At 63.1% G+C, this 23133-nt stretch carries 26 protein-coding genes and 1 pseudogene; 12 read left to right on the plus strand and 15 right to left on the minus strand.

Translation table 11 applies throughout. The features are described from left to right. Nucleotides 1-2 precede the first annotated feature (2 nt). From ACI6S0_RS16935 to ACI6S0_RS16965, 7 genes and pseudogenes are all read right to left on the minus strand, one after another. Entirely contained in the window at nt 3-905 is a 903-nt protein-coding gene (locus tag ACI6S0_RS16935; RefSeq protein WP_048938974.1) for an iron-containing redox enzyme family protein, read from the minus strand. A 129-nt stretch (nt 906-1034) separates the two neighbouring features. Beyond that, a pseudogene (locus ACI6S0_RS16940) lies at nt 1035-1338 on the minus strand (IS110 family transposase); the annotation flags it as partial. Nucleotides 1339-1544: 206 nt separating this feature from the next. Next, nucleotides 1545-2321, minus strand: a complete 777-nt coding sequence (locus ACI6S0_RS16945) for an HvfC/BufC N-terminal domain-containing protein (RefSeq protein WP_048938964.1) — start codon at nt 2319-2321, stop codon at nt 1545-1547. Continuing rightward, nucleotides 2318-3148, minus strand: coding sequence for an MNIO family bufferin maturase (bufB, locus tag ACI6S0_RS16950; RefSeq protein ID WP_048938963.1), 831 nt, complete (start codon nt 3146-3148; stop codon nt 2318-2320). Before bufB ends, ACI6S0_RS16945 begins: the two co-directional genes overlap by 4 nt. 61 nt (nt 3149-3209) lie before the next feature. After that, the gene (bufA2, locus tag ACI6S0_RS16955; protein WP_004208798.1) at nt 3210-3479 is read right to left on the minus strand and encodes a BufA2 family periplasmic bufferin-type metallophore; all 270 of its coding nucleotides are present in this window, start codon (nt 3477-3479) and stop codon (nt 3210-3212) included. A 129-nt stretch (nt 3480-3608) separates the two neighbouring features. After that, nucleotides 3609-4250, minus strand: coding sequence for a DUF1109 domain-containing protein (locus ACI6S0_RS16960; RefSeq protein ID WP_048938962.1), 642 nt, complete (start codon nt 4248-4250; stop codon nt 3609-3611). Next, a complete protein-coding gene (locus tag ACI6S0_RS16965) occupies nt 4247-4786 on the minus strand; it encodes a sigma-70 family RNA polymerase sigma factor (RefSeq protein WP_048938961.1) in 540 nt (179 codons plus the stop codon). The genes ACI6S0_RS16960 and ACI6S0_RS16965 overlap by 4 nt, the downstream gene beginning before the upstream one ends. A 208-nt stretch (nt 4787-4994) precedes the next feature. On the opposite strand from ACI6S0_RS16965, the gene ACI6S0_RS16970 reads away from it, so the two are divergent. From ACI6S0_RS16970 to ACI6S0_RS17000, 7 genes are all read left to right on the plus strand, one after another. Then, on the plus strand, nt 4995-5270 hold the full coding sequence (locus ACI6S0_RS16970) for a BufA1 family periplasmic bufferin-type metallophore (RefSeq protein WP_048938960.1): 276 nt from the start codon (nt 4995-4997) through the stop codon (nt 5268-5270). A gap of 53 nt (nt 5271-5323) precedes the next feature. Beyond that, nucleotides 5324-5773, plus strand: coding sequence for a DoxX family protein (locus ACI6S0_RS16975; protein WP_048938959.1), 450 nt, complete (start codon nt 5324-5326; stop codon nt 5771-5773). 585 nt (nt 5774-6358) lie between these two features. Beyond that, nucleotides 6359-6514: a hypothetical protein gene (locus ACI6S0_RS16980; RefSeq protein ID WP_155276513.1), complete on the plus strand. Its 156-nt coding sequence runs from the start codon at nt 6359-6361 to the stop codon at nt 6512-6514. A gap of 413 nt (nt 6515-6927) precedes the next feature. After that, nucleotides 6928-7770, plus strand: coding sequence for a hypothetical protein (locus ACI6S0_RS16985; RefSeq protein ID WP_120253629.1), 843 nt, complete (start codon nt 6928-6930; stop codon nt 7768-7770). Then, nucleotides 7767-8432 (plus strand): DUF4410 domain-containing protein, encoded by a 666-nt coding sequence (locus tag ACI6S0_RS16990; protein ID WP_080727357.1) that lies wholly within the window; start codon nt 7767-7769, stop codon nt 8430-8432. The genes ACI6S0_RS16985 and ACI6S0_RS16990 overlap by 4 nt, the downstream gene beginning before the upstream one ends. Before the next feature lie 31 nt (nt 8433-8463). After that, nucleotides 8464-8769 carry a hypothetical protein gene (locus ACI6S0_RS16995; protein ID WP_051887045.1) on the plus strand — a complete coding sequence of 102 codons (306 nt, stop codon included), beginning with the start codon at nt 8464-8466 and terminating at the stop codon, nt 8767-8769. A 176-nt stretch (nt 8770-8945) separates the two neighbouring features. After that, on the plus strand, nt 8946-9365 hold the full coding sequence (locus ACI6S0_RS17000; protein ID WP_120253630.1) for a hypothetical protein: 420 nt from the start codon (nt 8946-8948) through the stop codon (nt 9363-9365). Nucleotides 9366-9379: 14 nt separating this feature from the next. Here the strand turns inward: ACI6S0_RS17000 and ACI6S0_RS17005 are convergent, their stop codons facing one another. The 4 genes from ACI6S0_RS17005 to ACI6S0_RS17020 all read right to left on the minus strand — a co-directional run bounded on the left by ACI6S0_RS17005 (nt 9380) and on the right by ACI6S0_RS17020 (nt 15426). Next, nucleotides 9380-10714: a TolC family outer membrane protein gene (locus ACI6S0_RS17005; RefSeq protein ID WP_120253631.1), complete on the minus strand. Its 1335-nt coding sequence runs from the start codon at nt 10712-10714 to the stop codon at nt 9380-9382. Then, on the minus strand, nt 10711-13806 hold the full coding sequence (locus tag ACI6S0_RS17010) for an efflux RND transporter permease subunit (protein ID WP_434403714.1): 3096 nt from the start codon (nt 13804-13806) through the stop codon (nt 10711-10713). The genes ACI6S0_RS17005 and ACI6S0_RS17010 overlap by 4 nt, the downstream gene beginning before the upstream one ends. Next, nucleotides 13803-14876 (minus strand): efflux RND transporter periplasmic adaptor subunit, encoded by a 1074-nt coding sequence (locus tag ACI6S0_RS17015; protein ID WP_434403715.1) that lies wholly within the window; start codon nt 14874-14876, stop codon nt 13803-13805. The genes ACI6S0_RS17010 and ACI6S0_RS17015 overlap by 4 nt, the downstream gene beginning before the upstream one ends. Before the next feature lie 139 nt (nt 14877-15015). Continuing rightward, a complete protein-coding gene (locus tag ACI6S0_RS17020; RefSeq protein WP_048938952.1) occupies nt 15016-15426 on the minus strand; it encodes a hypothetical protein in 411 nt (136 codons plus the stop codon). 224 nt (nt 15427-15650) lie between these two features. Here ACI6S0_RS17020 and ACI6S0_RS17025 point away from each other — a divergent pair, with 224 nt between their 5' ends. From ACI6S0_RS17025 to ACI6S0_RS17045, 5 genes are all read left to right on the plus strand, one after another. After that, nucleotides 15651-15908 (plus strand): EF-hand domain-containing protein, encoded by a 258-nt coding sequence (locus ACI6S0_RS17025; RefSeq protein WP_053094351.1) that lies wholly within the window; start codon nt 15651-15653, stop codon nt 15906-15908. 81 nt (nt 15909-15989) lie between these two features. Further along, nucleotides 15990-16727: a response regulator gene (locus ACI6S0_RS17030; RefSeq protein WP_048938951.1), complete on the plus strand. Its 738-nt coding sequence runs from the start codon at nt 15990-15992 to the stop codon at nt 16725-16727. Then, nucleotides 16721-18067, plus strand: coding sequence for an ATP-binding protein (locus ACI6S0_RS17035; protein WP_048938950.1), 1347 nt, complete (start codon nt 16721-16723; stop codon nt 18065-18067). Before ACI6S0_RS17030 ends, ACI6S0_RS17035 begins: the two co-directional genes overlap by 7 nt. 81 nt (nt 18068-18148) lie before the next feature. After that, nucleotides 18149-18646 carry an RcnB family protein gene (locus ACI6S0_RS17040; protein WP_051887035.1) on the plus strand — a complete coding sequence of 166 codons (498 nt, stop codon included), beginning with the start codon at nt 18149-18151 and terminating at the stop codon, nt 18644-18646. 235 nt (nt 18647-18881) lie between these two features. Then, the gene (locus ACI6S0_RS17045) at nt 18882-19916 is read left to right on the plus strand and encodes an IS110 family transposase (RefSeq protein ID WP_423283039.1); all 1035 of its coding nucleotides are present in this window, start codon (nt 18882-18884) and stop codon (nt 19914-19916) included. A 490-nt stretch (nt 19917-20406) separates the two neighbouring features. Here the strand turns inward: ACI6S0_RS17045 and ACI6S0_RS17050 are convergent, their stop codons facing one another. Genes ACI6S0_RS17050 through ACI6S0_RS17065 form a run of 4 tightly spaced genes read right to left on the minus strand, consistent with a single transcriptional unit; the run spans nt 20407 to nt 23084 of the window. Further along, a complete protein-coding gene (locus ACI6S0_RS17050; RefSeq protein ID WP_434403717.1) occupies nt 20407-20673 on the minus strand; it encodes a hypothetical protein in 267 nt (88 codons plus the stop codon). After that, on the minus strand, nt 20654-21313 hold the full coding sequence (locus tag ACI6S0_RS17055) for an MBL fold metallo-hydrolase (RefSeq protein WP_434403718.1): 660 nt from the start codon (nt 21311-21313) through the stop codon (nt 20654-20656). Before ACI6S0_RS17055 ends, ACI6S0_RS17050 begins: the two co-directional genes overlap by 20 nt. A 47-nt stretch (nt 21314-21360) precedes the next feature. Beyond that, a complete protein-coding gene (locus ACI6S0_RS17060) occupies nt 21361-21834 on the minus strand; it encodes a c-type cytochrome (protein WP_088185277.1) in 474 nt (157 codons plus the stop codon). 11 nt (nt 21835-21845) lie between these two features. Beyond that, nucleotides 21846-23084 carry a molybdopterin-dependent oxidoreductase gene (locus ACI6S0_RS17065; protein WP_066768137.1) on the minus strand — a complete coding sequence of 413 codons (1239 nt, stop codon included), beginning with the start codon at nt 23082-23084 and terminating at the stop codon, nt 21846-21848. Nucleotides 23085-23133 lie beyond the last annotated feature (49 nt).

The following is a 23133-nucleotide window of genomic DNA, read 5'->3' on the forward strand; positions in this document are numbered from 1 at the left end:
TTTTAGGCCAATCCGAAATGAGCACGATATCGCTCGAAACAACGCTCCCCGCAGCGCAGGCGGATCAGCGCTCCTTCCGCCATGGCGGTTGCACGGCGGGGATCTTCCGCGACCAGTGGGTAGATTGCCTCATCATTCCATTCACGGCTGTGCTTGATATCGAGTACGGCATGGAGATCGAAATAGCGTCGTTCGGACCCAGACAGGCCGACGCGCTTCAACCCCCTGGCAGTATACGCGGACCGATCGGGCGCGGTAAGCTCGATCACTCCCAGGGCGCCGACGCTGTGCCAAGCATAGCAACGTAAAGAGGCCATGGCCGTCATGGCATTGGCGAGCGCCAGACTTTCCCAGGCAGTATTTTCGATACGCGTATCGAGGTCCAGAGTATCGACCAGCTGGCCCAGCATCGGCCCATGCATGCCCTTCGCGTTACCCCGGCCCATCTCGTCCCAGTAATTGCGCGCCAGTTCGAGCTTGGCGCGCGCCGGCAGCTTGACTTGCGTCATTGCGACCAGATCGTCGAAACCTGCTTCGCCCGCAGCTTCCTGCGACAGGAACCATCGAAGCTCATCTCGGTCCGCCTGTTCAGCGAGCCACGGGAAAAGACGATCATGCTGTCCAGGCCCACTCGCCTTGAGATTCTCGAACCAGGCGATGAAGCGATCAGGGTCCGTTGGCGCCTCGCGCGCCTCAACCATGACTTCCCGCCGCAACTCCTCAAGAAATCCCATCTCCAGACGAAGCATATGGCGATCATTGTCGAAGCGACTAGCTGACATGTCCTCTGGAAAAGTGGGCGATAGCCGTTCGCGATTCCAGCGGCTCAGCACCTCCTGAAATTCCTGTTGCAGAAATTGAGATCCGTCAGCCTTGAGCTGCGTAGCCACATCCAGTCCTTTCATATGATATGGCGGAATAATCCTGGAGGGCTGACTCTCGTTCCTGAAAATCATATTGATCAGGATCAATGAAACCAGGCGCAGTGCTAAGCCTGGTCAATCTAAAAATGTGAAACCGATTATTTCCACGGCTGCTTCGCAGATCGCCTCAGCGTCCGCTGCATCGTTCTTTCCGCGTTTGACGTACGGCTTCACATAATAAGCGGGCATCAGCTTGACATCATGACCCAGAGCGATGGGCTAACGCGCCCAGAAATGTGATGAGGCCCAGGCTTCGATTCCGATCAAGCAAGACGGCAATTTCGCGAAGAACTTCAGCAAACGATCGCGCGTCAATCGCTGGCGCAATACCGCTGCACCATTGGCATGCATCCACACCGTGCACCTGGAACATGTTCTTCGCCAGGTCTGAACCAATCGTCGTGACCGTTCCCATTGGAGCTCTCCTTCCGACTCATACGCAGGTCAGACTGCGGGAAAGTTGGAGAGCCGTCCACGTCATCATTATGAGACGCTCAGAGCCGGGATACGGGTCACCAGATGCAAACCTTCCGCTTTGTCGGCAAACTGGCGACCGATTTTCGTCGTTCTGCAAAGAGAGCCGCGCTAGCCGTATCTGCAAAACGCGGTCTTAACACCGGACTATAAGCACGGCGGCTCAGCTTGCCCGCGATCGTTTATGGCAACGACCATTTGGTCGGAAAGCCAAAGACCCAGCCACCGTCCAACAAGCATCATTCCTGCCTCTTCCCCGAGCGACAAAGCGACGTCGCGGCACAGTGCGCCGAATGTCATGCCACGACGCAATTTGAGCAGCGCCTGCAATTCGCCGTCGTCGATAGTCCGGATGCGGCACTGCTCGCCCTGACGCCACAAAATGACCATATCGGGCATATCCAGATATTGCGGCGCGGGTGGTTCTTTCCGATCAACCAGAGCCGACCATATGACAAAACCATTGGTTTGAAGGTGCATAAGTTCGATCGACGATGAAAACGTCAACACCGCGCGATCCCAGTCGACATTGCCCAAACCGTCCAGCCCAACGGCGGGACTATCGGCTGCGACGAACAGTTCTTCCAGTGCAAGCTCGATACCAGCGATTTCCGCTATCTCAGGATCGTCAGCGTGAAGCCGTGCAAGTGTCGTCGGAAAATCGCGTCCATATGCGTCCAATGTCCAACTGCTCGGCGGGACGCTGTCGATATGATGCACGGCGGCATGAAGAAACAAATCCTCACCGATCCACGCACGGGAGCGCGGAAAGCTGAGTTCCAGACAGGTGACAAGCTGGGTGCGGTAATTATTCTGATAGACGGCAAGGCCAGGCCCAGCCTCCGCACCGATGCGATCGGCAGCAGCCATGTCTTCCCGTAGCAGCCAGTCTCGCATGTCGCGCTGAAGCGCCAGCAGGCTCATGCCGCTTCCTCCATCTTCCCGGCGGAAATCCCGCGCGCGGTGGAAAGCTCCACCAGCAGGTCGGCCAGCGGCGGGATGGCATCGTCGCGTTCGATCATCGTCGCGACCGGCCCAAGTTTTGTCAGGACATGCGCATAGAGCTGCCACACGGACGGCGGCACCGCCTGGTCGTGCGTGTCGATCAGCAGGTGGTCGCCATGGCTGTGCCCGGCGAGATGAATCTGGCGCACGTGGTCATGCGGCACGCCGTCGAGGTAGGCGACAGGATCGAAGTCGTGATTGCTAGCGCTGACGAACACATTGTTGATATCGAGCAGCAGTCCGCAGCCGGTTCGCGCGCACAGGGCGTCGATGAACTGCCATTCGGTCATGTCTGCCGGAGCGAAATCAATATAGGTCGACGGGTTCTCTATCAGCATCGCACGGCCCAGCGCATCCTGCGCCTGGTCGATATTGGTGCAGACGATATCGAGCGCCTCCTCCGTGTAGGGCAATGGCAACAGATCGTGCGAGTTGAAGCCTTCGATCCGCGACCAGCTCAGGTGATCTGACACGAACAGCGGATCGACGTCATCCACCAGCGCGCGAAGCCGGGTGAGATAGGCCCGATCAAGACCGTCGGCCGAGCCGATGGACATGGATACGCCGTGCAGGGCGACGGGGTAGCGGGCGCGAACATCGCGCAGAATATGTCGCGGCCGACCGCCGTCGATCATGAAATTCTCCGAGATCACCTCAAGAAAATCGACCGCGATGCGATGGTCCAGGAGGTCGGCATAATGCTGTTTGCGCAGGCCAAGTCCGAAACCGGAGAAGGAGGGGATCATGGGTAAACTTCCTGCTGATAAAGGCTGCCCGGCGCGCCTGTGCACGCCGGGCATTGAAACGTCATTTCGGCTCGGTCAGGCTGCCCCCGGCGGCCTTGCACGCCTTGACGGTCATGGCCTTGAAACCATGCCCCTTGCAGACATTCTGCCCCTTGCATTCGTTGCTGGCGGTCTTGCAGTCCGACGTGCCCTTGCAGCTGTTGATGCCGTAGCAGTGAACGACTTTCGTATCCCCGCTGTCTTGCGCCACGGCCGGTGCCGCTGCTGCTGAAACGATCGCGATGGCGGCGGCCGAAGCAGCCATGCCGATACCGCTGTTATGGGTGAGCATGATGATTTCTCCGAAAGAATGTTGAGCCAATCTGGCCCCTGTCTTTCGGCCTGCAGCGGCCCCCGGTTACAGAGGCGCCAGAAATTTACCGAACCGATGGCAACATGCTGCGCAATGGCGGCTTCTGCTTCACCAGCGCAGCAGCCGCGGCCCGACCAGCATGCCGAGCAAGGTCGCGAGCAATATTCCCAGCGAATACCAGGTCAGGACGAAAATCGCCGACACTTCGGGGCAGTGGATACAGTAAACTGTTGCCGCGAAGGCCCCCGCTGACAGGCCAGCGGCCGCTCCGGCCGCGCGCAACCGGGTCGGGGCGAGCCTGCGGAAGGACCATAGCAAACCGGCGAAGATGGGGGCTGACAGCGACAGGACCAGCCAGGGGCAACTCTTCCAGCTATGGCCGAGCCACATTGCCAGCCATTGCGACGAGGGCGTGCGCGCCAGTTCGAGCAGGCCGACCGCCGCAAGAAGCAGGACGGGTATCGCAAGCGCCCACAATCCGCGCAATCGACCGCTGTTGGGGCGCGCGAGTTGGGCCGTCGTCACCAGTGCGGCGATCGACAGGGAGAAAGTATATCCCCATTTCATCCAGAAGGACGCACCCTGCATGGCCGTGCCCAGATCCGGGCGGATGCCGATCGAAGCCAGAATGAGAAGCGCTGATGCGATCCCGCCAACGATGATACCGATGGCCAGCCGCCGCGCGACGCTGTTTCGGGCCACCGGGCGAGTATCGCTGGCAAGATGCCGGATCAGATCGTCCGTGTTCATCGCATTGCCCCCTGCACCCGCACCATCAGCGCCTTCAGCCCGCGATGCACCGAAATCTTCACGTCGGATTCGCCTATGCCCTCCGCACTTGCCGCTTCGGCGACGCTCAATCCCTCCAGCCGGGTTGCGCGGATCATCCGCGCCTGCTTGGGCGGCAATTGCTCCAGCAGATCGTCTATGTCGAGCTTCGCCATGCTGCTTGCCTCGAATTCTTCGGAGACCAGCAAGTCTTCTAGATCGTCGATCGGCCGCAACCTGCCGACACGGCGGAAATGGTCGATCATCTTGTAACGAGCGACTGCATAGAGCCAGGCGGTGAAGGCACGGCCGCGATCATAGGTCGCGCGGCGGGTGTGAACGGCAATAAGGGTGTCCTGCACCATATCCTCGACATCGTCGTCGGCGCCGCGAACACGGCGCCGATAGAAACCCCGCAGCAGCGGAACAAGCAGGCGCAGCAATGCCGCATGGGCGGCGGGATCACCGTCCAGCCCATCAATCATCAATGCGCGCAGATGCTCCTCTGTGGTCTGCATTCAATCTCCTCGCCCACATGTTCGGGCCGAACCGGCCATCAGTTACAGCATCGACGAAAATTTCTGCGCCGTTCGATTGTAACCGCAGCTTGTTCTTCCCCGAACCCGCGTATGTGACACGGGCTTCCCGCCTCCTCCCCGATCACCGCGCGGCCCGGCCCTCTGTCCGGGCCGCGCGCAGAGGCGCTGGATCGTAGAGGACATCATTATGCGTACAACTCATGCGGCGCTCGCCGCCAGCATCGCCATCGCTTCGGCGACCACGCTCGCCGCTTCCGCCCATGCGGAGACGAAGCCCAAGATGGAGAAATGCTACGGCGTTTCGCTCGCCGGCAAGAATGACTGCGCGGCCGGTGCCGGCACCAGCTGCGCGGGCACGTCGAAGGTCGATTATCAAGGCAATGCCTGGAAACTGGTGAAGGCCGGCACCTGTACGTCGATCAAGACGCCCAAGGGCAACGGCGCGCTTTCCCCCAAGGCCTGACCATGGCGGCCGGGGCGCCATTCCGTCCCGGCCACACTTCCTGGAGACGAACGATGAGTCTGTCCCTGAAAATGCGCGATGTCTTCGTTCGGCGGATCGAGGCGCTGCTGCCTGATGCGCTGCTACTGCTGGTCGCCCGTTTGGGCATTGCCGCGATATTTTTCCTGTCGGGACGCACGAAGGTGAATGGCATCATCACTATCACCGACAGCACATATGAGCTGTTCCGCACCGAATATGCCCTGCCGATCGTCCCCCCCGACCTTGCTGCAACAGTGGCGACCTGGGCGGAGCATCTCTTCCCGATATTGCTGTTGCTAGGCCTGTTCACGCGGCTTTCGGCGCTCGCCCTGCTGGGCATGACCCTGGTTATCCAGACATTTGTCTATCCCGAAGCATGGCCGACCCATCTCAGCTGGGCCGCGATCCTGCTTCCCCTTGTCGCCCGTGGCGGCGGCATCTTCTCCATGGATGCGCTCATTTTTCCCCGATCAAGGATGTGAGACCTAGCTAGCGCCAGGAATTTTGCCTTGCCGCGACCGATATTTCCCCGCGCCGCGTTTACGGGAGGCCGGCTTCGCAGGGCGGACTGCGAACGCCAGATGATATGAAAAGCTGTCGTTGGGCCAAGCCAGTTGGGACGGCGGAATGATCCCACGGCCGGGTGGTCGGATGCATCACAACCGACCCTTTCCAGCCGCTCAGCGTCCAAATTTCGCTTCCCACGTGCAGACCGTACGCTAATCCGGCAAGTGTCGACCAAAATGCGTCGTTCACCGCTCGGGCTTCTAACGGCAGCTTATTTCGGAACCTGCCGTTTGCTCGTTGCGAACCTTCGTGGCCGCCCAGCAAGGGATTACAATCGCTGCGACACCGGTATGGCGTTTGATCGATGCGTCGCGATGGAGGATCCGGTGCAGCTCTCCAGGGTCGACCTTCACCAAGATGATTGCCTCAACTCAGACTGTTACTAGATGATCGGCAAGAAAAGGCCGCCGCCATCGATGGATCGTGAAATCGAAGATATGTCCCTGCGCCTGAAGCAAGGGCTTCTCTGCCACGGATTGACCGTCACGGTCGCACATTGAATGTTCCGGGTCGCCAGCACCTTCGATGCGGCGAGCAGCGGCAATGAGGTTCTGCTTTTAAAGGGCAACTGGAACGACCGGTTCACCTGGATCACTCAGTTCTATGTCACGGTCGTCGACGCGGACGGCACGCGCACCCCTGCCCTCCCAGCATGACAACGATGTCCACTGCGTGCGGTAAGTCGAACATGGACTCCCCGTCAACGATCTCGCCTGCCATCTGAAGTGCCATCAAGATCCCAACCGAGATGGCGATACCCAACTCGGCCAGCACCCTGCGCATCACCAAAGCCGACCGGGCGTCACAAAGATTTACAATCGTCGCCAACTCCTGTTGCCTGACGAGCCGATAACAGCCTCAGACATCAAGGAGGCGGTTATGCGGCAGGATGAGCGATGCTGGACACGGATCATCCTGCGGCCAGATCCGTCCCCTTGATTGCATACCGCAATTTCCCCTTTGCGCTGGCCGTTGTCCCTTGCTCCTCCCCCTGGACGGCCAGCGCCGACGCGGTGCGGATCCTCGCCCCCGGATCCGCACCGCGTCTTCTTGTTCGAAAGGCTTCACCATGAACCATTATCCGATCGCGGTCGCGACCGCATTGCTCGCCAGCGTGTCGACTATCGCCAATGCTGCCCCGGCCATGACGCTCTATCCACAGCAGATTGGCGCGGAAACGGCGCGCTATCAGCATGGCAGCGCGACCATTTCCCTGAAATCACCGACGGCTACCGTCGAAATTCGGCCCCTGCCGGTGGAAGACGGACGCGCCGCCTTTTCCATTGCCATCTTCAACCATGACGGCCGCCCCGCCAATCTGGGGATGGAAAATATCACCGCTGTCGTGAACGGCATTCCAACACCCGTTCCCACCTATGCGCAACTGGCGGAAGCAGCCGAGCGGAAGGCACGTCAGGCGAAGATCGGTACTGCGCTGTTCGCCGGCGTGCTGGCAGGCGTCGCATCCACCGCATCGAACCAGGGCAGCTATTATCGCCATGTCCGTGGCCCGCGCGGCGGCTTCACCCAGGCCATTCACTGGCAGGACGATACGCCCGGCGTGATCGGCGCGACGGCCGCGGTCGCAGGCGGCGCGATGGTAATCGGCGGCATCGACCGAAAGCTCGACTACACGCTGGACCAGTTGGGAACCGAGATTTTACAGACGACCACGATCGACCCCGGCAGCAGCTTTGGTGGCATGGTCATCCTGCCGATCGATCGGGACGCCGGCCATCCGGCAGATATCAGGGTCAATGTCGCCTTTGACGGCAGGGTCTATGCCTTCGGATTTCGCCTGACGCGCTCGGGCATCGGCGTGCCTGCGCCCGTGCCCGCGGCGGCAAGGGCGGACGCGCCCGGCGTCCAGGCATTGCCTGTCGACCTTGCCGGCGAAGGTGGCGGCGAATGACCATGGCGGGAAGCGGCCGGATGCGCGCAGCGGCGATACCGCTGGTCGGCGCCCTGCTGTTGTTGCCAGCGTGCGCCGGCACAGCCGTCCATGACCTCAGCATGGCGCCCGCGCGGTCGCAGCAGATACCCGGCGCCATTGGGGTGCGGGTGACGCTGGCGCCGGACATCCGGTCCGATCCCGATGCGGGCAGGGCCGCACATCGTCTGCTGGCCGAACTCGTCAAGGCCTATCGCAAGGCTGGCCTCCCCGCCTCCGTCACGACGGACGGGCAGCCCTCTCCCGGCGGAGCCACGGTAAGAGTCCAGATCGTCCGGGCCGATCCCGGCAACAGTGCCGAACGGTTACTGATCGGCTTCGGCGCGGGTCGATCAGCCCTGCTCACCAAAGCCTCGTTCGACATCGCCGGACAAGCCGGCCCGGCCATGTCCTTTTCCGCCACCGCCAAGGATGGGCGCAAGCCCGGCCTGATCGTGCCGGGCGCTGTGGCGGCCGCCACCGGCGAATTGTCGCGCCTTGCCATCGGTGGTGGCGTCGGCCTGCTGATGGGAAGCCGCAGCGGGCTGCACAGAGGCGCCAAGCGATCCGCTGCTCTCATCGTCAAGCAAACGCGGCAATTTTACCGCGCGTCCGGCTGGCCCTGGCCATCCGACAAGGGCTGACCCTCCCCCTCTTGCCAGCAAGGTTCCCGCAATGAAGATGCATCCCCCCATCCAGCCGCCGCTTCCCGAAATTCCGCTGGTCGACAATATGTTCGCACCGGAAATATTGGCTGGCGGCCTGACTGGCCTGTCACTGCTCAACGGCATCGTAACGGTCACGCTGGAAAATCCAAGGGCCGACCATGGCCGCCCCGATCCCAGCCTGGAACGTGTCATCGTCGGCCGGATCGGCATGCCGATTCCGACCGCACAGGCGCTGCTTTGCGGCCTTTATCAATTTCTGAGCCAGCATCAGGTCAATCCCCTGGCCGCGGAAACGGAGATGCGCTGCCAATGAGCTATTTCCCGTTACTGCATCTCATCGGACACAAGCGCAGCCACCACATCGCACTGCTCATGCCGCCATGCCGCTATCGATTTTCGATCCGATGGTCGGGCTCCAGTGCGGCACACACCATACAGCGCGTGACCCACATGCCCCGATAAGATGATCTTGCCCCGAAAGGACAGCCCATGGCTGCGACATTTTCCTTCAGCATTCAACAGCAGCTGGTGCTGACCGCCGCCCGTCAGTGGCGTCGGGCGCGGCACCTGCACATCCCTGCCCAGCCGCATCTCTACCGCAAGCTCGCCCGCCATGGCTGCGGACAGCTGGCCCCCGCCTGCGACAGCCTGATGAGGCTATCCGAACTCGTACTGGGGCATCCGTTTCGCTGCGGTACCGGCCTGGCCCTGTCGGAGGATGAATGGCGACTGCTCGACATGATCGAAGGGCGCGAGCGCCAATTGGTCCACGAATGCAGCGTCGCGCTGGCGAGCGCTTTCCGCCATGCCATCAGGTCGCTGCACATCATGATAGACATGGCCTTTAACATCGACAGCGGCGAGCCGGTGAAGCGTGCCGTCGCTTCGACCGGCCTGATCGCCGCCTGATCGTCAGGCGGCGATCATTTCATCAGCGCATTCACTCCGGCCAGCGTCTCATCGCCCAGATCGCCAGTCGCGGCAGCGAGCTGGAGCCGGGCCGTCATATAATCATATATGGCCTGACGCCGGTCGCGGTCGGTCGAAAAGCTCTGGCTCTGCGCATTCAGGACATCATCCTGCGTGCGGATGCCGACCTCTCGCCCGGTATTGGCCGCATCCTGCTGCAAGCCGGCCGACCGGTTTGCGGTGTTCAGGGCAGCTATGCGGCGCGCGCCGGTCGATACGGCATGCCAGGCCTGCTGCGCCTGAAGACGAGCATCCCGCCGCGCGGCATCCAGGGCGCGCTCGGCCTTGACGGCGTTGGCGCGGGCTTCCCGTTCCTTCGACTGAATCGCCCCACCGGCATAGAGCGGAATGGTGATACGCAGCCCGGCCGACGCCGACTGGATGCGGTCGGGAATGATGCCATTGCCCCCTTCCCCGCCCAGCCGATACTGGCCCTGATAACCGGCGACGCCTTCGACGACGGGGCGTCCCGCAAGGCCGTAGCGGTCGATATCGGCTCCTGCGGCCTTTGCCTGATGCTCGGCCGCCTTCACCAGCGGCGACTGACGCTCCGCCTGCTCGATGGATGCTTCCAGCGTCACGAGCGGCAACGGCGCGGCGAAATTCCCGGCGGGTCGGTCCAACCCTTCCGCCGGCAAGCCCGTCAGTTCGGAAAAATCGGCACGGGCATAGGCCAACTCGGCCTCGGCGCCGATGCGCTGTGCTTCACTCGCGTCGCGGCGGGCCTCCGCCTCGCGCACGTCAGTGATGCGCGCGCGCCCGGCATCGAAACGCGCCTGCGCGCCGCGGCGTTGCTGTTCCGCCGCATCGACCTGCGCCTGATAGGAGCTTAGCCTGTCCTCGGCCGCCAGCACCTTGAAATAGGCCTGCGATACACGAAGGATGAGTTGCTGCTGCTCGCCGGCAAACTGCACATCGGCGCCTGCCGCCTTTTCGCGCAGCTGGATCGACTGTGCATGTTTAGATGCATCATACAAAGGCTGAACCGCCTGCACGCCAACGGTCGCCCGGCCGCTCGATCGGCTTCCGGTAAAGACCGGGTCCAGTTCTTCCGGGAAACGGGCGTTGGTTTCTGTGACATTATATTGGTATCCGCCCTGAAGCTGTACGCTGGGCCGCTTGAGCGCCCGCGCCTGAACGGCGGCCTCCTGCCCCGCGTCGCGCTCAGCCTGCGCGCCCAGATGATCGGGATCATGCGCCGCCGCTGCTTGCCATGCTTCCATGAGGTCGGTCGCATGGGCGGGCGGCGCGAGCATGGCCGCTGCGGTACAGAGGAAAAGGCGTTTCATGCGGAAATCTCCTGGCTGTCGGCGCGATGCTGCGGGCGGTCGAAGACCAGCTCGTAGAGCGCGGGCAGGACGATGAGGGTAAGGATAGTGGCGACCATCAGGCCGCCCATGATCGCCCAAGCCATCGGCCCCCAGAAGGTCGACCGGGTGAGCGGGATCATGGCGAGGATGGCGGCGAGCGCGGTCAGCAGGATCGGGCGCAGACGATGGACGGCGGCTTCGCGCACGGCCTCCCGCATCGCCAGGCCATGGCCCGACAAGGTGTCGATCTGCGCGATCAGGATGACCGAATTGCGCAGCACCATGCCGAACAGCGCCAGCGATCCCAGCATGGCGACGAAGCCGAAGGGGATGCGGAACAGGGCCATGATGAGCGCCACGCCGATCAGCGCCAGCGGCCCGGTCGCCAGCACCACCAGCATCCGCTTCACATTCTGGAGCTGGAGCATCAGCAGGATGACGATCACGAAGATGGCGAAGGGCACGGCGGCCATGGTCGCCTTCTGGTTGATGCTGCTCTGTTCTTCCGACCCGCCCTTGACGATGGAGGCGCCGGACGGAAGATCGCGGCGCAGCGCCGCGATCTGTGGTTCGATCCGCTTCGTCAGGTCGCTTGCCTGCTCGCCTTCGACATCGGCGGAGATGGTGATGGTCGGCTGACGGTTGCGCTGGTAGATCACGGCCGGTTCGCTGCCCGCCGATACATGGCCAAGCTGGGCCAGCGGCACCGCGCCATTGGGCGTCGATATCGGCAGGTTGGCGATGCGGCCAAGGTCGGTCCGCTCAGCCGCGCTCAGGCGAAGCACCACGTCGAGGGCCAGATCGCGATCCCGAAAGCTGGTGGTACCCGCCCCGCCAATCGCCGCCTGCAACGATTGCTGCACCGCCTGCGTCGACAGGCCGAGCGCGCGAACCTTATCCTGATCCAGGTCGACCCGAATGGCCTTGAGCGGTTCGCCCAGATCGCTGTTCACGTCGCGCGCGTGACTGTCCGCACGGATCAATTCCTCCAGCTTCTTCGCGACCGGCATGATCTGCGCAAGGTCCGGTCCCGCCACACGATACTGCACGGGCTGGCCGACCGACGGGCCATTTTCCAGACGGCTGACACGGCCGCGCGCTTCGGGGAAATGCGTGGCGAACAGGCTCTGGATGCTGGCGATCACGCCTTCGCGCGCCTCCTCATCCCTGGTCTGGAGCACGAGTTCGGCCAGCGTGATATCGGGCGTCTGGACATTGAGCGGCAGGTAGAAGCGCGGCGACCCGCCACCGACATAGGCAGTGGTGGACGTCACCCGGTCATCGCACGCCAGCAGCTTTTCCATGCGGGCGGCAACCGCCTGCGTCTGGGCGAAGCTTGCATTTTGCGACAGCTGAAGGTCGATCACCAGTTCGGGTCGGTCGGACGCGGGAAAGAATTGACGGGGCACGCCGATCTGGAACAGCAGCATCGACCCCACGAACATGGCGAGCGCGACCGCCACCACCGTCTTGCGCCGGTCGAGGCAGCGGTCGAGCACGCGCCGGAACCAGCCGTAGAAGCGGCCTTCATATTGTTCTTCGGGCTCTCCCGCGTCGTCACGCGCATCCGCGCGCTGGGGCAGCAGATGATAGGCGATGAACGGCGTGAAAATGACCGCGACGATCCACGACAGGACCAGCGAAATGGCGATCACCTGAAACAGCGAGATCACATATTCGCTGGCTGTCGCCTTCGACATGGCGATCGGCAGGAAACCGGCGACGGTGATGAGCGTGCCGACCAGCATCGGCACCGCGGTCACGCTATAGGCGCTGACGGCCGCCCGCGTCCGGGTCCATCCCGCCTCCAGATGCGTCGCCACCGCCTCGACCACGATGATCGCGTCATCAACCAGCAGACCCAGCGCAATGATGAGTGCGCCCAGCGAAATGCGCTGAAGGTCGATGCCCATATACAACATGCACAGGAACGTCATCGCCAGCACCAGCGGGATGCACAGCGCCACCACGATGCCCGGCCGCCAGCCCAGCGACAGGAAATTCACCGCCAGCACGATGACGATCGCCTCGATCAGCGATGTCGTGAATTCGCCGACGGATTCGTCGACAACATGGGTCTGGTCGGACACGGTATGAATGCCCACGCCGACCGGCATTTCGGACTGGAGGGCAGCGATCGTGCGCTTCAGATCCTCGCCGAGACGCGCAACGTCACCGTCCGACCGCAGGCTGATGCCCACACCGACCGCATCCTTCGCTCCAAAACGCATCCTGAACGTCGCAGGATCGACCGGCTTGCGTTCGACCCTGGCTATGGCGTCGAGCCGAACGCTCTTGCCATTGGCGACGATCGGCGTTGCGGCAATGGCCTCCACCGATGCGAAATCGCCCGTCACCTGCATCCGCACACGTTCCGCGCCGGCCTCTACGATCCCTGATGCAGCGACCGCGTTGGTCGTGTCGAGCGCGTCGGCTATCGCCTGCGCAGAAATGCCCGACATGGCGAGACGCGCACTGTCATAGGTGACATAGATAGCTTCATCCTGCGCGCCGATGATCTGCGTCTTGGCGACATCGGGCAGCGCCTGGATACGGTCCCGCAGCGTCTCGGCATAGCGTTTGAGCACCGGATAGGAAAAGCCGTCGCCCGTGACGGCATAGATATTGCCGTAGGTCGTGCCGAATTCGTCATTGAAGGCCGGTCCGACGACCCCGTCGGGCAGGTCCGCGCGATTGTCGGTCACGGTCTTGCGGATGCGATACCAGATATCGGGGACGGCGCTGCTCTTGACCGTCGATATGAGCGTGACGTTGAGCGTCGCCTGACCCGGTCGGGCCTTGCTCTTCACATAATCGATCTCGGCGATATTCTCGGTCAACACCGTCTCGATCGGCTTGATCACCTGTTGCGACATCTGCTGCGCCGTCGCGCCGGGCCAGCCGACGGTAATCATCATCGTCTTGACGGTGAATTCGGGGTCTTCCTTGCGCCCCAGCGCCATGTAGGAAAACAGGCCCGCAACGGCCGCCAGCACCAGCAGGAAGCCGACCATCTGCTGATGGGTGAGCGCCCAGCGGGACAGGTTCATGCCCTTCATGTCGATGCTCATGACTGCGGCACCTGCACGATACGAACCTTCTCGCCCGCACGCAGCAGATGCACCCCGGCCGTGACGATGGTCTCGCCCGGTTTCAGGCCGGACCGGATGGTCAGCATGTCGCCCTGCGCCGCGCCGATCTGCACGGCGCGCGGCTGCACCACCATCGTTCGCCGGTCGAGTACCCAAGCCTGCGCGCGTCCGTTGGATTGCAGCACGGCGGTCAGCGGCACGCGGACGGCGGCATCGCCGGCATCGCCTTCGACCCGCAATTCGGCGGTTTCGCCCATCAGCAGCGCCTGTGCCGGCGCATCGACGGACAGGCGTGCCGCAAAGGTCCGCGTCGCGGGATCGGCAGCGCCCGATATGCTGCGCAGTCTGGCGGCATAATGCCGGCCCGGGCTGCTCCACACGCTCACGCTCAATCGTGAGGCGGACCGGACCCGGTCCAGACTGCCTTCCGGGAGCGCCACCGCGATTTCCGGCCGGGACGGGTCGGCCAGCGTCACGATCGCCTGTCCCGCGCCCACGACCTGACCAACCTCACCCTGAATCTGCGTGACGACGCCGGCGCGCGGCGCCGTGAGGACGGTGCGGCCCAGCTGCGCCGATGCCGTTCCGCTCTGGGCGCCGGCGGCACGCAACTGCGCCTGCGCCTGAACGGCCGCCGCCTTCTGCTGATCGAACTCTGCGGGGGAAATGAAGCCCTGCTTCAGCAATTCGCGCGACCGCGCCAGATCAGCCTGCTGCACGGCGGCGGCGGTCCGGGCCGAACCGCTCTGCGCCGCCGCGCTGTCCAGCGCCCGCGCATAATCGCTGTTGTCGAGACGCAGCAACGTCTGGCCCGCATGGACGCTGCTGCCAAGGTCGATCCTGCGCTCGACGATCCGGCCCGCCACTTCGAAACCGATCTGGCTTTCGAAGGCGGACCGGATTTCGCCGGCATAGGTTGTGCCGATGCCGGCATCGGCGCCGATGCGCTGGACGGCCACGGCACGCCGTTCATCCCTGACCTGCGGCTCATCCCGACAGGCCGGAAGCAGCAGCAACGCGATCGGTACGATATGGGCAAAACGTGCCATTCCATCCCCATGGAAAAAGGCCGCCGAGGCAGGCCGGTTCATGCAAGGCCAAGGGAATGGAGCAGGTCTGCAACCATCTGATACGCACTTTGTAACGCTATGTAACAGGCTGGCGGCGCTAGGCGCGCGTTCAGCCTGGTCAGTCGCCGATAGTGCCGGACCATGAGGCCGACCCGCCATTGGGACCGGTCATGTTGCGATGATAGGTTGCGGTCCCGTCGCCATTGGCTGTCGCGCTGGTCGATCGCCCCCAGCTTTTTCCGCTGTTGGTCACATGACTGGTGGAGCCGTGGAACTGCCCGTCCTGCGCCTGATACCCGCGCTGGCTGCTGAAGCCACGTCCGTCATTGGTCTGGACATTGCGACTCATGGCTGCCTGCCCGCCGCCGCGCGAGGCGTTGTAGCTGCTGTGCAGCCCTCGCCCATTCGGCCCCTGCACGTTGCGGCTGTGGCTATATTGAAAGGAACGGTTGCGGGCTTCGGCCGTCGATATGCTGGCTGCGATGGCCAGGGTCGAAACGATGATCGTGGTGAATTGGCGCAATGTCATGATGCATACTCCTTCTCCGCGTCAGCAAAAGGCGCGGGACGGGACATGTCGCACCGCGCCGTGAACGGCCTTGCCGCATAATGTGTCGGATATTTGCAGCGGGATCGGGCGCCGGATCGCGCTGTTACAAACCGTAATCTGTCTTCACCCGGGGGTCGAACATGCTGCGGTGGCGCGCGCTATATCGGCCACGCTCATTTTGGGCCTGATACAAGGAGAATGACATGAAATATCTGACGAGCGCCCTGTCGCTGGCCGCCGCGGTCATCGCCCAGAGCCCGACCGCCATGGCGCAGGATGCGTCGGCAAAGGCCAGGGAAATGTTCATCAAGGCCGACACCAATCAGGATGGCGCGCTGTCGCTGGAAGAATGGAAGGCGGCCGGTCGCCGCGATCGTGGTTTCGCGATGATCGACGCCGACAAGGACGGCAAGGTCACACCGGACGAACTGCGCGCCGCCGCCGCAAAACGTGGCAAATGATCAATTCCCCCTGGAACCATGCTAGATGGTTCCGGGGGCGCTGCACCATCGGCACAGGCGCTGACGACAAAGAGGTATGGCATGGTGGCCGAAACGCAGGCATCAAATGGCAAGGTCGCGATTGTCGAGGATGATCCCGGCATTCGAGATCTGGTGCGCATGTTGCTGACCCGTGAGGGGTTTGAAGTTCTGGCCATGGAAAATTCGGCCGGTCTCGACGTCGATGGCGTGCTGGAACGGCTCGATTGCCTGATCCTCGACCTGATGTTGCCCGGCGAGGATGGGCTGGAAATATGCCAGCGCCTGCGCGCCCGCTGGCCGCGCCTGCCGATCCTGATCGTCACGGCGAAAGACGATCCGATCGACCGGATCATCGGGTTGGAAATCGGCGCCGACGATTATCTCGCCAAGCCGTTCAACCAGCGGGAATTGCTGGCGCGGCTGCGCTCCATCATTCGCCGGACCCGTGACATAGACACGGCCGCCAGCGAGGAGAATGGCGACAGTTTCCGGTTTGACGGCTGGCTGCTGCGCCTGGGCGCGCGCGATCTGACCAACCCGGCGGGCGAGCCGGTGGGCCTGACCACCAGCGAATTCGACCTGCTCCATGCGCTGGTGCTACACCCACGCCGCATCCTGTCGCGCGAACTGCTGATCGACTGGACACGGGGCGGTCATGCCAGTCCGGTCGATCGCGTCATCGACGTGCAGATGAGCCGGCTTCGGCGCAAGCTGGGCGACGATCCGCGCGAACCCGTGATGATCCGCACCGTGCGGGGCGACGGCTATCTGTTCGCACCGGCCGTCACCCGATGCTGAAGCTGCGCCCGCCCCGGTTGCGAGAGCGGATAGGCCTCATCGTCCTGCTCCATCTGCTGGCCATGATTGCCGTCATTCTGCTGTTCCTGGAACAGACGGACATGCGCAAGATGGCCCCGCTATATCGGGTGCCCGTTCCCGAAAAGGTCGCTTTGGTCGTCACCGCATTCGAACGCACGCCGCCCAGATCGCATCCCGATCTTGTCCGCGCCTTTTCCGATGCGACCATGCGCGTCACCATGCTGGCGGCACTGCCTGCGGGCCAGGCATCCTCCGCCACGCCCACGACCCTGTCCCGCTATCAGGAGGCTTTGGGCGGCAGGCCGTTCCGCATCGAAACATCAGGCGACATCGGCCCCGCAGACCTCGACATGCGCCCCGCCGTCACGATGAACCCCGTGCGGATATCGGTCGCCCTGTCCGGCGGCGATGCCATTATGATCGAACAGATGGTCGCAGCGCCGCTGACCAAGATCGTCAACAATCTGATGCTGTTCCTAGCCGCCGTTGCGATTGTCGATATCGCTGTCATCCTGTGGCTGGCCGCGCAGACGACGCGGCCTGTCGAACGGCTGGCCCGCGCTGTCCGCGAGGACAGGCTGGATGCGCTGAAGCCCGACGGCCCGCGCGAGATCGTGGAACTGGGCGAAGCGTTCCGGCAATTGCGCCAGCATCTGCGGACGCTGCTTGATGAACGAACGCGCATGCTCGCGGCCATCGCACATGATTATCGCACCTATCTGACCCGCATGGACCTGCGCAGCGAATTTATTGAGGATGACGAACAGCGTGCCCTCGCTGGCAAGGATATCGAGGAAATGCGCGACCTGCTGAGCGACACGCTTACCTTCGCACGGGAATCGGCCGCGACCGACCTAGACATGGCGACATGCGACATTCGCGCCGAACTGGCGCTGGTCGCCGAAGAGCGCCTACAGCGCAACCAGCATGTGGACGTCGCGCCCCTGCCCCATGCCGTCCATGCCCATGTCTCCCATATTTCCTTCCAGCGCATGATGGCCAACCTGCTGGACAATGCGGTTCGCTACGGCGGCGGACAGGCGCGTATCCTTGTCGAACCCGACGGCCCGTTCATCCGCATCATGGTGGAGGATGACGGCCCCGGCGTACCCGAACCCAGCCTGCCGCGCCTGACCGAACCGTTCGAGCGGCTCGAGCCGTCGCGCGCGCGCAGGACGGGGGGCGTGGGCCTTGGCCTGTCGATCGTCCAGGCACTGACCCAGCGCTACCGGGGCGACCTGGTGCTGGAAAATCGCGCGGAAGGCGGGTTTCGCGCCATCCTGTTGCTCCGCAGTGCAGGAGGAACCGGACCGGCATGACCGACACGGACTGATACATGGCACCCGACCGGATGATGCAAAGGCCATCCATATCAGGCTTCCCACCCAAGGAGTCCGATCATGCCCCGGTTTTTCAATCCCCAATCCCTCACGAAGCACGGTGTCAGCGTCAGCGCCGCTTTTGCAGGCAGCGCGACCCTGTTCCTGTCCGTCATGGCCATCATGGCCAGTCCCGCCGCAGAGGCGCAGGTCGTCCGGCATACGACCGTCGCGCCCCGCGCCGGGGTCGTGCACAGCCGCACCGTCATCGTCGATCGCGGCCGTCCCGGCTGGTGGCGCGGCCACCCCGGATTTGTCCATTATCACGGGCCGCGCCATGGCCATTATTTCGCGCCCGGCTACGGCTATTACCCCATCCCGCCCAGACATGCGCATAGCGTTTGGATCGTCGGTGGCACCCTCCCCCTGTCGATGCGCCATTATGTCGTCGTCAATCCGGTCGGCTATGGACTGTCCCCAGCACCGACCGGCCATATCTGGTGCTATGCGGGAACGAATTTCGTGCTGATCTCCCGAAACACCGGCGTCATCATTCAGTCCGTTGCCGGTGGTTGGTGAAAAAGCGACACTCGCTGGCAGTGCTTCTGACTGCCAGCGGCCCATACCGGTCTTTCCGCCGACGATTCCCAATGCTCAGGTGCAGACGGCCCAGGACTGGCAACTCGCGACCACTTCCAGAAGTTCGCAGCCCGGCGCGTCAATGGCCGATCCTGTCGAAACCTGATGGGGTGGACGCCCCCCGACAGCCTTTATGGCAAAGTGGAGGTGTTGAAGCACCACTGAGGAGGCGTCCGTGTCACAGGTTACCACAATCGGTCTGGATATCGCCAAGAACGTTTTCCATGCGCATGGCGCTGACGAGCGGGGTGCGATGGTGTTCAGCCGCAAGCTGACGAGAGCAAAGCTGCTCGAGTTCTTTGCAGGTCAGCCGGTATGCATAGTAGCGCTCGAGGCGTGCGGCGGCGCCCATCATTGGGCGCGTCAGTTACAGACGATGGGGCACGATGTGCGGCTGATCCCACCATCTTACGTGAAGCCATTCGTGAAGCGGAACAAGAACGATGCGATTGATGCTGAAGCGATTGCCGAGGCTGCGCAGCGCCCAGGCATGCGCTTCGTGGCGGTGAAAAGCGAAGAGCAACAGGCCGCAGGGCTCGTGTTCCGCACACGTGACCTAGCGGTGCGGCAGCGCACTCAGCTGATCAACGCCATTCGCGGGCACCTAGCGGAGTATGGTTGGGTAGCACCGCGCGGCACAGCGCATATGACAATGCTCGCCGACCTGCTCGAGGATGAGGAAATGACTTCAAGTCTGCCTGCAGCGGCACGGCCCATGTTCAAGCTCATGGTCGACATGCTGGCCGATCTCGACAAGCAGATTGCCGTGCTGGACCGTGAGATCGCACGGCGTGCTAAGGAGGATGAAGCGGCCAGGCGGCTAATGACCATTCCAGGGATCGGTCCTATCGCTGCGACCGCCATCATCGCGCTGGCCCCGCCGGTCGAGACGTTCCGTAAGGGGCGCGACTTCGCGGCTTGGCTTGGCCTCGCCCCCCGTCAGCACTCGACCGGCGGCAAACAGCGGCTCGGCAGCATATCGAAGATGGGCGAGCGGACGATCAGGCGACTACTGATTATCGGAGGTAGCTCGATGGTGCGTCAGGCCTGCCGGTTCGGCGCGCCGGCCGGCTCGTGGCTGGAGCGGATGCTCGCGCGCAAACCGCGCATGCTCGTCTCGGTGGCGCTCGCCAACAAGATGGCGCGCATGGTCTGGGCACTGCTCACCAGAAATGAAGATTACAGAGCTCCGGCAGCAGTTGCGGCGTAAGCCAAGGCAGCGGCCAGAGGCGTCGGGGACGTAGGCGGTCGAAGGAGGGTATGGCACAACAGTCGGCGAGACGGGGCTGGAAGAACCAGGGAATGGCAGAGCGCTAACCAAGCGCGTAAACCTGTAATGGATCCGGTCCGCGAACTCCCATACTGGCCCGCAGCATATGGCGCTGCTCATCGAGGCCGGACAGATGACAGCATCCGACTACGTGCCAACAAACCCCGATTTACTGCTTGCATCCGAAGGGGCGTCCACAGATGCCATTTCCGTTCCAGTGAGCGGTCTCGCAGCGGTGCGCTCAAGATGAGCGCTCAATTGGAGTCGTCGATCCTACAACCCGCCATACGGTCATCGTGCAGAGATCTTGATAATTTAAGAGTTCGGCAGCCGGTCGTCTGCGCTAATGCTTGGAATGATCGGCTGTACGAGGGTTATTTTAGGGGCCCGACGTGGCCCTTGCGCTGCCCTGTGTGCACTAGGTGTCCGATCACTGGGCCGCCGCTTTACCGATCCCCCGGTAGCGCTCAAGCCAGTGAGCATAAGGCGCAGGGAGCACCCATGATGGCCGGTCCTTGCCGAGCACCTGGGCCGCGACATAGGGATAATCCGGATCGGCGAGATGCGCGCGCGCGACCATGACGAGGTCCAACTGGCCTTGCTCGATCGCCGCATTGGCGATCTTCGGATCGTCGATGCACCAGGCCGTCGCGACCGGCAGGCCGGTTTGTCGTCCGTCACAGGTCGAACCCGTCACCGGGCTGCTGGAGGCGGTGGAAGGTCATGCCAGCCTTCTCGAAATAGGGCTCATAGGTATCGTAGCGCTGCGTCAGGAACCAGTCGCGGGCATAGCCATCGTGGACCGGGAGCACATGGCTTGGACGCATGGACCTGGCGAACTCGTGGGCGCCGATCTCGGTCAGGAACGGTGCCATCACCGGCAGCGCCAGCGCCTCAATTCCAGCAAATTGGCGGAGCCGTTCATCGAAGCTATCGCCGGGATTGAGAAGGCGATCATTGACGACAAATGCCAGGACGGCCGGGATTTCTTCGGCGAGGATCGGCTCATGGCGCACCGGCAGGGCACGGACCGTGAATGGTCCAAGGTCGAGCCCTTCTTCTCTTACCTCGCTGACGGTGAAGCCCTGGCTGCGCAACGTGGCTGCGACCTTGTTGCCTCCGAATATCCGCGGTTCGCCATCGCCGACGATGGTGCGTAGCGCCTCGCCGTCGAGATGATCGGGATGGCCGTGCGTAAATAGGATGAAATCCACGTCGCTGAGGTCGCGAGGATCGACACGCCGATCGACGAACGAGAATTTGCCTGGGTCGAACAACAGCCGCTTGCCCTGGAGCGTCAGCCTCAAGCAGCTATGGACGAATTTCTCGATACGCATCAGGCGCCTCCTTCATCCGATCAACGCGGCGCGCGGCGATAAGTCACTCAGCCAGTCCCGCCCGGCGCGTCGGGAGCGCCCTGACTTCCGGATTCCTTGCCGGCCGGCGCCCCGCTGCCCTGCTTCGCGCTCAGCGCGGTCAGATAGTCGACGATCGCTGGAATATCCTTTTCCGAGACCGGTGCCTTATAGACCTCCTTCATCTTGGTGACCGTCGCCTTCCACTGGTCGGCCGTGAGCGCGGGCTGGGTCAGTGCCATGCTGGCCGAATGGCACGAGGTGCAGTTGGCGTTGATCACGTCGGCGTGCGGGCCGTCGGGATATTGCTGGTCGTCGATCGGCAGGTCGACCGTGTCCGACGTGAGCGCGAACCCGCCAAAAGCGATGCTCGACGGTGCCGGGCCGCTGGGTGCGGGCGGCGGTGGGGGCACGTGGCTGCCGGGCGGGCCGATCGCGATCAGGACTATGGCCGCAAGGCCGATCGCACCGAAGGATAGCATGCCGATCGAAGGGACTTTCATCTCGGCTCTCCTCAGGACGCAGTGATGTTGGTGGTTTCGATATTGCCGCGCATGAACCCGCCCGGGTTCCAAATTGGCGCCATCGGCTGCGCGACCCCGTCCGTGTTCCAGCAGCGCGACATCAGCCGGACATTTCCGCGCGCCGCCAGCGGCACCTGCGTGTCCCAGCGGCGGAAGCTGTACTTGCCGTGATCGGGACCGAGCCGGGTGTGATACCAGGTGCGGCCGCCATCGGTGGAGACGTCGACCTTGGCGACCCCGCAATCGCCGCCCATGGCGATACCACCGAGCGGGATCGTTCGATCATATGCGATGGCCTGGCCTTCGCCGAGACTGGTGACCCAGGACCGCGGGATCATCCGGTTGATCGGGACGGTCGGGAAGTCCTTTGCGCCCGGCTTCACATTGGCGCCCGGGGTCGCCGGGATCTTGTAAGCCTTGGCCATCCAATATTCGTCATCTGGGCCGGGCAGCACCTCGATGTCATTGAGCATCTTGACCCAGTAGGTCGAATACCAGCCCGGCACGATCAGCCGGCAAGGGAAGCCGTTCAGCAGGGGCAATTGCTCACCGTTCATGCCGAAGGCGATCATCACCTCGCCGTCTCGAGCATGGTCGATGTCGAGCGCCTTCTCGAAATCGGGTGCGCCGGCAACGACGGGCTGGTCGAGGGCGCCGAAGCGCACCTGCACCGCGCCGGGCTTTACGCCGGCATAGTCGAGGATGTCGCATAGCCGGACGCCGAGCCATTTGGCGTTGCCCATCGCACCATTGCCCCATTGTGCGCCGGGCACGCGCGGCTGGAACAGGCCGCGGCTGTTGCCCGAGCACTGATTGACCGCCGCCATCTCGACGCGCGGCAACCGGAGCAGCTGCGCAAGGCTGATCGAAAGCGGTCTATTGACGTGGCCGCGGACGGTGAGCCGGAAAATATCGACATCGATCGAGGTCGGGATGTCGGCCCAGTGCCAACGCACGAAAAACTGGTCGTTGGGGGTGAAAACGTCGCGGTCGAATACCTCCATCGGAGTTTCGAGCAGCGGCGGGTGCATGCGCTGAAGGATCATGCTGCCTTTGCCGGGAAAGGCGCTGGTCATCGGCCGCCCGGCATTGCCGCCGGGAAGGTGCAGGTCGACGAGGCTCTGCGCGAGTGCGGGGCCGGCAGCGAGCGCGGCGCCGCCGAGCGCGGCCTGACCCAGAAAGCGGCGACGACTGCTTTCGGCGGCGAACCAAGTGTCGAGCTTGTCCATGATAGCATTCCCTTCTTCGGGCGAACGTGGCCGATCCGGCTCGTCGAGC

The sequence above is a fragment of the Sphingobium sp. DN12 genome (genome assembly GCF_051058005.1).
Classification (GTDB): Bacteria; Pseudomonadota; Alphaproteobacteria; order Sphingomonadales; family Sphingomonadaceae; genus Sphingobium; species Sphingobium yanoikuyae.